The sequence below is a fragment of the Micromonospora sp. MP36 genome (assembly GCF_008119785.1).
Classification (GTDB): Bacteria; Actinomycetota; Actinomycetes; order Mycobacteriales; family Micromonosporaceae; genus Micromonospora.
In genome coordinates this window covers 1-8,434 of sequence record NZ_VSFA01000183.1, presented here as the reverse complement: position 1 = coordinate 8,434, position 8,434 = coordinate 1, and the positions used below count along the sequence as shown (strand labels likewise).

Annotated in this window: 5 protein-coding genes; 1 reads left to right on the top strand and 4 read right to left on the bottom strand. The window is 70.4% G+C overall.

All coding sequences use genetic code 11. The features are described 5' to 3' along the window. The 4 genes from FXF52_RS39560 to FXF52_RS39545 form a co-directional block, all read right to left on the bottom strand. Positions 1-996, bottom strand: a 996-nt coding sequence (locus tag FXF52_RS39560; RefSeq protein ID WP_222870930.1) for a hypothetical protein, incomplete at its 3' end; no start/stop codon positions are given. A 204-nt stretch (positions 997-1,200) separates the two neighbouring features. Beyond that, positions 1,201-2,154, bottom strand: coding sequence for a sigma-70 family RNA polymerase sigma factor (locus tag FXF52_RS39555; protein ID WP_187414001.1), 954 nt, complete (start codon positions 2,152-2,154; stop codon positions 1,201-1,203). Positions 2,155-2,164: 10 nt separating this feature from the next. Continuing rightward, on the bottom strand, positions 2,165-3,373 hold the full coding sequence (locus tag FXF52_RS39550) for an NAD(P)/FAD-dependent oxidoreductase (protein WP_148804773.1): 1,209 nt from the start codon (positions 3,371-3,373) through the stop codon (positions 2,165-2,167). Between the two features lie 193 nt (positions 3,374-3,566). Continuing rightward, on the bottom strand, positions 3,567-5,984 hold the full coding sequence (locus FXF52_RS39545; RefSeq protein ID WP_255472865.1) for a M14 family metallopeptidase: 2,418 nt from the start codon (positions 5,982-5,984) through the stop codon (positions 3,567-3,569). A gap of 434 nt (positions 5,985-6,418) precedes the next feature. Here FXF52_RS39545 and FXF52_RS39540 point away from each other — a divergent pair, with 434 nt between their 5' ends. Beyond that, complete coding sequence (locus FXF52_RS39540) at positions 6,419-8,335, top strand: Xaa-Pro dipeptidyl-peptidase (RefSeq protein ID WP_148804771.1); 1,917 nt, start codon at positions 6,419-6,421, stop codon at positions 8,333-8,335. Positions 8,336-8,434: the final 99 nt, after the last annotated feature.

Below are 8,434 nucleotides of genomic sequence, written 5' to 3'. Positions count from 1 at the left end.
GAGGATGCCGGCGGCCCGGAACTGACCACCGGCCCCCAACTCGGTGATCCGCCCATCCTCCTGCAGCCGCAGGGCTCCCGCGCAGAGGAGAGTGTTCAGGCCCCAGTCCACGCCGACCGCCACCGTGTGGCCGGTCCGCCGAGCCTTCGGCACAGCGTGCGTGTACGCGACATCGGCGCGTACCTGCCGGCCGGCGACCCGGAGGGTGGGCAGGTGCAGCACCGCCGAGGCGGGGACCGTGGGCGGCAGCATGATCGGACAGGCCACCCACGTCCAATCCGCGTAGGCTCGCGGATCTGGGCGGGTGGGAAGCTGCAACCGCAGCAACACCTTCGCAGGGTCGGTGTCGCTGCGTTCGATGGTGGCCTGCTGCCGGTCACACGCGGCCAGCAGCAGCATCCGCGCGACCTTCGGGGCGCCTTCCATCTCGAACACGTCCGCCGGCAGTCGGCCATTGGCGGCAAGGAACTTCGCGGCCTGCCGGGTGCGGGACTTGATAATGCTGGACGGTAGATGCTCCCCGCCCGGAACCGCCTTGCGTACCTGCTCCCACTCCTGCGCGGTGCGCTGACGCGGATCGGCCGGCCACGTCGCCAGCACCCCGCCGGTCAGACCAGCACGCCACCACGCCGACCGCAGAACACGCCCCGCCTGCTCCTGCGCCATCCGCACGACCCGGTCATTGACCCTCACACCCACCGGCGCGGTAACCGTCCAACCCAGACGACGCAGCGCCATCCACGCGTTCGACGGAAGTTTCCGGCCACCCGCGTCGTGTCCGGAGGCCAACACCTCCACATCCGCGCAGTTCCACCGCTCCGCCAACAGGCCGGACACCATGCCCGCTAGCAGATCGGCACACCAGCCGACACGTTGCGCCAGCACCGCCTGCGACAGAACCTCACCGCTCTCCTCGTCCACCCCCGACCGCAGCAAAGCACGGGCGCAAGCAGTGCGGGAGGCCTCGCCCCCGGCCAGCGGCAGCCGGCCGCTCACCGGCTCATCGCCTCGACAACGATCCAGGAGAACCCGCGATCACGACCGGCCCACATCACCGGAATCTCCCCGAACCAGCCCAAAGAGGACGCGCCACGGTCCACACGGCTAACCTATGATCACCGACGATTCCTAATCAAGTTGGTCAGCCTGGGAGCGGTTCATCGCAGCGCGGTGCTGCGCCTGGCCGCGGTTGGCGTCGGGTCACCACTCGGCGATGAGCGGCGTGTCCGGTTCGTGCTGCCGCCAGGCTTCGGTGAGGCGGGCGAGGCGGGTGGGGGCGGCGATGCCACGCATGGTTGTGATCTTGCCGTTGGTGATGTCGAACGCCACGGCGCCGACGACCTGGTCGCCGAGCACGAAGAGGATGGCGGGGGCGCCGTTGACGAGCGCGTAGTGGATGGCGGGCGTGCCGCCGGCAAATCGCCGTTTCGCGGGTGTGGGTTTGAAGCCGGCCCGTACGACGGCGGCGATGCGCTGCGGAGTGTCGTACTGCAGCAGCGTCTTGGCCAGGCCGGCGCCGTCGGAGATCGCGGTCGCGTCGTCGGTGAGCAGCGCCACCAGCCGTTCGGTGCGGCCCGAGGAGGCAGCGGCGAGGAATTCCTCGACGATCCTGCGGGCGGATGCCGGGTCGACTTCGCCGCCGCGGCGGCGCGCGGCGGTGATGTGGTGTCGGGCCCGGTGGAGGTGCTGCTGGCTTGCGGACTCCGTGATGTCGAGGATCTCGGCGATCCCGGCGTGGCTGTAGGAGAACGCTTCGCGCAGGACGTAGACGGCCCGCTCGAGGGGTGACAGGCGCTCCATGAGAGTCAGCACGGCCAGGGAGACCGATTCGCGCTGCTCGAAAGTGTCGGCCGGGCCGAGCATCGGGTCGCCGTCGAGGAGCGGTTCGGGCAGCCAGGCGCCGACGGTGCGTTCGCGGCGGGCTTGTGCCGAGCGGAGCCGGTCGAGGCACAGGTTGGTGACGACCTTGGTCAGCCATGCTTCCGGCACCTTGATCCGCTGCCGGTCGACGGCCTGCCAGTGCAGGAACGCATCCTGCACGGCGTCTTCGGCGTCGGCGGCGGAGCCCAGCAGCCGGTACGCCAGCGAGGCCAGCCGATTCCGGCTGGCCTCGAACCGGCTGGTGTCGAAGCGATCAGTGGCCGTGCCGTCCACGCGGATCACCCTAGGCGGCTACGCCGACCGCCTTCTTGGCGGACGCATTCGGCGCGGCGGCCAGGCGGCGCTTGCGCTTGGGCATACCGAAGGTCGGGTGCGAGGTGGCCCACAGCGAGACCTTGAGGATGGCCGCCTTGATCCGCGCGGCCTTCCGGCCGCCCAGGTACTTCGGCTTTGCTCGCGCTTCGTCGTCGACCAACTGCAGGATCCCGTCCCGCCGCCCGAGGCTGATGTGGTTGCCCGGGTAGACCAGCTTGGTGTTCGCGATCTTGCGGCCGGCCAGGCGTCCCACGATCGCCTCGATGGCCTGCTGGCCGGTGAAGCCGGCCGAAGCACAGGACATCGGCAGCGGCCGGCCGTTGTCGCCGATGGCATAGGCGCTGTCGCCGGCGGCGTAGACGTTCGGGTGCGAGACCGATCGCATGGTGCGATCGACGAGGATCCGACCGTTCTCGGTGACCTCCAGCCCGCTGGCGGCGGCGATGGGGTTGACCGCGAACCCGGCCGTCCACACGGTTGCGTCGGACGCCAGGGCGGTGCCATCGGCGCACAGCACCCGCGTCGCTTCGACGGCTTCGATGCTGGTGTGCTCCAGGACGGTGATGCCCAGCCGGGTGCAGGCCTGGCGGAGGTGGCTGCGGGCTCCGGCGGAGAGCCGGGCGCCCAGCTCGCCGCGGGCGACCAGCGTCACCGACAGGCCGGGCCGGGCTTCGGCGATCTCGGTGGCGGTCTCGATGCCGGTCAACCCGTCGCCGACGACCAGCACACGCCCGCCTTCGCTCCGCCTGCCCAGGCTGTCCAGGCGCTCGCGCAGGCGCAGCGCCGAGGGCCGGGCGGCGATGTCGAAGGCATGCTCGACAACGCCGGGGACGCTGCGGTCGTCGCCGTGGCTGCCGAGCGCGTAGAGAAGCGTGTCGTAGCCAAGCTCGCCGCCGCCGTCGGCACCGGCCACGGCGACGACCTGGCGCTCGGGGTCGACGGCGGTGACACGGGCCAAGCGCAGCCGTATCCCGGTGCCCGCGAAGACGTCGGCGAGTTTCGGAGCCTTGATCTCGTAGCCGGCCGCGAGCTCGTGCAGCCGCAGCCGCTGGACGAAGTCCGGCTCGGCGTTGACCACGATGATCTCGGTGTCCGCCGGGGACAGCCGGCGAGCCAGGTTCCCGGCCACGTGGGCCCCGGCATAGCCGGCGCCGAGGACGACGATGCGGTGCTTCATGTGTTGCTCCTGTCGGTTCGCTTGCCTCCGTGAGTTGAGCGGAACGGCGCCCCGATTGCTGACAGGAACTGCACGTGGCATGGGTCACAGAGCGGCAGGTGCGCCGCCCAACGATGCTGCGCGACGCCGAGGCGCGGCCGGGTGCCGGGTACGGGGGCGCGAGCCGCCATACCCGGCACCGTGTCGGATGCCGTTATCCGGGCAGCACGGCGCTGCCCTTGCGGAAGTTCTTGCCGGTGCCGTCAGCGCGATAGTTCTGCTCCACGTTGCCGGCCGCGTCCACCGAGAACCAGTGGATCTTCGTCCCGGCGGGCAGGGCCAGCGTCTCGCCGCCCTCCCGGATCCCCGCCGAGGCGTACAGCGTGGACGAGTAGGTCGGTGCGCTGCCGTCGAGGGTGTAGAAGACCGCGGCCGGCTCGCTCACCGTGAACGTCACGTCCACCATGCCGGGCGTGGCGCTGGGCTTCACCGACAGGCCGCTCTCCGGCCGCTGGTGGTCGGTGTCGAAGTCGCGGGCCACCCGCATCAGCTCGACGAGGCCGTTGGAGAACTCCATCGTCTCCTGGTGCGCCTCGTCCCACTCCGGTTGGAACGAAGTGCCGACCTCGAAGTTCCAGGCGTAGATGCCGTACTTGTACCAGAGCATGTCGCCGGAGTTGCCGGCCGCCGAGTACAGCACGTCGGAGATCGGGCCGGTTCGCGCCGGCGTCACCGCCATGTTGCGCTGCCGCTTGATCGCGGTGAGGATCCGGGCCGACGCGCCCCAGAAGAACGACTCCTCGGCGAGGGTCGGCCGGGGTGCCGAGATCCGGCCCGGGGTGGCGTACGCCCCCGGCGACCACATGAAGTAGTTGCCCGAGGAGTGCAGGTTCATCGAGAACTTGATGTTCGGGCGCTGCGCCAGCCAGTCGAGGTTCTTGTCCTCCGGCTCGGACAGCTCGCTGGGGCCGGCGTAGGTGCCGCTGGTGCAGCTGCTGGACGCGCCCGAGTAACCGTCGAAGAGGCTGTACTCGGTGTAGTTGCGGTTGTTGTCCACGCCCCACGAGTTCCGGCCGTTGGCGTCGGCCGCGTCGGTCAACGGGCAGTGGTTGGTCATGTTCTTCCGCTGCGAGTTGAAGTCGTAGAACGAGTAGTGGCCGCCGTCCGGGTTGATCGACGGGGCGATCCAGATGTCCAGGTTGTTGAGCAGCTGCTTGGTCCGGCCGTCGTGGCCGTAGTTGCGCAGCAGCCGCTCGGCGGTCTCGACGGCGACCAGCGGCGGCACCCACTCGCGGGCGTGCTCCTGGGCGTACGCGAGGACACCCATCTTGGATCCGTCGCGCTGCTTGCCGATCCGGATCGCGTACACCGGGTGGGGGTCCCGGGACACGCTGGCCGGCGCCTTCAGGTTGTCGGTGAGCGCCGTCTTGGCGGCGGCCGCGACCACACCGGCACCGGCGTCGCCGCGGTAGGTGTACGACCGGACCAGCGACCCGGCGTTGGCGTTCAGTGCCGCGGCGACCTGGGCCGCGGTGCTGGTCAGCGCGCCGCTGGCGTTGGTCGCCAGGCTGACCCGGATGTCCTTGCCGGTCACGCTCACCGACAGCGGTCGGCTGGCGGCGCCCGGGTTGACCAGCTCGACCGAGATGCCGTTCCCGCCCTCGTGTCCCCAGGCGACCGAGTCGATCGCCACCCGGTTGGCGTTCGTGGTGCCGAGCACCGCCTGTGCCTTGCGGCGGTAGCCGTTCGTCTTGTACGGCAGCTCCACGACCTCGGCCAGGTCGGGGAACTCGGCGGCGAGCTGGTGGATCCGGTCGTAGAGCTCGGTCGGCGTCAGGTAGCTGGTGACGAAGTCCTTCTGGTAGCCCGCGCCCTCCGGGTCGTCGGCCGGGATGGGCAGCCATTCCTTGACCTGGGCGACGGCCACCCCACCGGTCGGGCTGGTGATCTGGATCCGGTCCGGCCGGGTGGTCACCGTCGACGCGCCCCGGTGGTACAGGTAGACGCCGGCGTCCACGAAGCGGGAGATGCTCTGGCTGCCGCCGGAGCCGAGCTCGGTGCCCGGGCCGCTGTCCCGGACGACCGTGAGGGTGCTGGTCGAGGTCTGGCCCTGGGCCCACTTCGCCTCGACGGACAGGATCTGGCTGGTCCCCGAGGTGTAGTAGTCGGCGCGGATGATCTTGACATCCGAGGTCCCGGCGGTCTCCAGGGCCGCGGTGAACGCCCGGTTCTCGGCGACGTGCGCGGCGATGGTCTCCGCGCGCTCAGCGACCCGGTCCGCCGAGTCGCTGGGCCGGAGGAGGGTCTCGCCGAGCCGGTAGCCCCGGGCCCGGAGGGCCGCGGCCTCGGTGGGCGTGACCACCGCGTGGGCGACGATCCCCTGGTCGGTCTGTTCGACGTGGTGGTCGAGGTCGACGCCGGTGGCGACGAGTTCGTCCAACTCGTCGCGATCGGCGAGCAGGACCTCCACCACGCTGGCCGCCTCGTCGGGCAGCCGGTTCAGTTCGGTGCTCGCGCCGGCGTCGTCGGTTTTCGGCGTGACGGCCGAGGCCGGACTGACCAGGAGCACGGCCGAGACGGCCGCGATCGCGACGACCGGTGTGCGCCAGCGGCGGTCACCGGAGTTAGGCATTCGCATCGTTGCCCTTTCTGTCGTACGGAACTGCGGGCGTCGACGGTCGGTGGAATCGGGGTCCAGCTGCTGCGGAGGTTCGGCGCGACCGACGGGTGAGGGCCGGTGAAAATCGCTTACCGGAGCCGTCGCTAATTGACGGCGAGAGGTGCCCCGGGGTGGCGATCGGCCGGCGGGTTGGCCAAAATCCTGAACTCACGCCACGCGCGCTGTCAATGACGGTACGTCACGAAACGATGAATGCCGGTGATTGTGCTTCCGCCCTGCGACAGGCGTAGGAGTCGACGGCACGCATCTTCCACAGGTGTCCGATGACCTGCAGATGTGTCGATCCGTAGGTTCGGTGCGACGTCGTGGCGGTGACCGGTGCCCGCCGAACGGAGGGTTGCCGGAGCCGCTGGTCGACGGCCGGTGTGCGGGAGAGGAGCAGGTGGATGCGAAGAGGAAGACGCGCCTGGCGGGCGTCGGTGGTGGCCCTGGCGTTCGTGGCCGCGGGCCTGCCGGCAACCGGGGCGCTGGCCCAGCCAGGTGCCGACGAGCGCGCCGAGTTGATGATTTCCAACGGTGTCACGCAGCCGGTGTTCGGTTATGCCGACGCGGTTCGGGAACGCATTTTCGTCACGTCCGACGTCGACACGGACGGCGACGGCAAGCTCGATGTCGTGGCCATGGACATCATGCGCCCGAAGGCCAGCCAGAACGGGCTCAAGGTGCCGGTGGTGATGGACGCCAGCCCGTACTATTCGACGGTCTGCCGAGGCAACGAAAGCGAGTGCAAGGCCGACGTCGACGGGGACGGGCTGAACGACAAATGGCCCCTCTTCTACGACAACTACTTCGTCCCGCGCGGCTACGCGATGATCCTGCTCGACATGATCGGCACCAACAACTCGACCGGCTGCCCGGTCACCGGTGGCCAGGCCGACAACATCAGTGCGCCGACCGCGATCGACTGGCTCAACGGGCGCCGGCCCGGCTACGACGCCGCCGGCCGGCAGGTCGTCGCCGACTGGCACAACGGCCGGACCGGCATGATCGGCAAGTCGTACGACGGCACCCTGGCCAACGCCGCCGCGGCGAGCGGGGTGGACGGGCTGACCACGATCGTGCCGATCTCCGCCATCTCCAGCTGGTACGACTACTCGCGTAGCAACGGCCTGGTCACCCGGGCCAACAACTACTCGGGCAGCCTCGCCAACACGGTCACCAACCCCGCCCGCCGGGCGTACTGCGCGCCGGTGCGGACCGCTCTCGGGCAGGGTGGCGACGACACCACCGGGGACTACAACGACTTCTGGGCGGAGCGCGACTACGTGCCGCACGCCGACCGGGTCAAGGCCAGCGTCTTCGTCGTGCACGGGATCAACGACGACAACGTCCGGCCGGACCACTTCAGCAAGTGGTGGGAGGCGCTGGGCGCGCAGGGCGTGCCGCGCAAGCTCTGGATGACCGGCACCGGCCACGTCGACCCGTTCGACTTCCGGCGGGCGCAGTGGGTCGACACCCTGCACCGCTGGTTCGACTACTGGCTGCAGGGCATCGACAACGGGATCATGAAGGAGCCGGCCGTCGACATCGAGCGGCTGCCGGACGTGTGGGAGACCGCCGCCACCTGGCCGCTGCCGAACACCCAGCCGACCCAGGTGTTCCTGCAGGCGCCGGCCGCCGGTAACGCCGGCGGGCTGTCCGTCAAGTCCGGTCCCGGCAACCGCTCGGCGACCTTCCAGGACACCCCGACGATGACCCAGACCAACGCGATCCGGCACCCGTCGGATCCGGCGGCGAACACCGAGAACCGGCTGGTGTTCCTCTCCGCGCCGCTGAAGGCGCCGTTGCACATCTCGGGCACCCCGATCGTCAAGATCAACGCCACCGTCGACGGCGAGGACACCAGCTTCGCCGGGCTGCTCGTCGACTACGGCACCCGCCAGCGCTTCAGCACCGCCGGTGACGGCGTCCGGACGCTGACGGAGGAGGACTGCTGGGGAGAGCCGGCGACCTGGGGCGGCTTTGCCGAGGACGCCTGCTATAAGAAGGTGGAGAAGAACGTCGCCACCAACCCGCAGGAGCTGGTGACCAAGGGCATCATCGACGGCCTCAACCTCGACTCGCCGTCGGTGTCGACGCCCCTGGCGCCCGGCACGAAGACCGAGGTCGACGTGAAGCTGCTGCCCGAGGACTACGTCTTCGACGCCGACCACCAGATCGGGGTGGTCCTGCTCGGGTCGTACTCCGGGTACAGCAGCCGGGCCAAGCAGAACCGGGCCCACATCACCGTCCACTTCGACCGGAGCCGGATCACGCTGCCGGTGGTCGGTGGCCGGACGGCCGCGGTGGCCGCCGGTCTGTAGGGATCACGGGGCGGGGGCGGGGGGCCGGGGGGCCGGGCCCCCCCCCCCCCCCCCCGCGCCCCCGCGGGGGGGGGCGGGCGGGCCGGGGGCGGGCGGGGG

Excerpts from the sequence above, each read along its gene's own strand:
- FXF52_RS39545 (WP_255472865.1), bottom strand. The coding sequence starts at position 5,984 with ATGCCTAACTCCGGTGACCGCCGCTGGCGCACACCGGTCGTCGCGATC.
- FXF52_RS39550 (WP_148804773.1), bottom strand. The coding sequence starts at position 3,373 with ATGAAGCACCGCATCGTCGTCCTCGGCGCCGGCTATGCCGGGGCCCAC.
- FXF52_RS39540 (WP_148804771.1), top strand. The coding sequence starts at position 6,419 with ATGCGAAGAGGAAGACGCGCCTGGCGGGCGTCGGTGGTGGCCCTGGCG.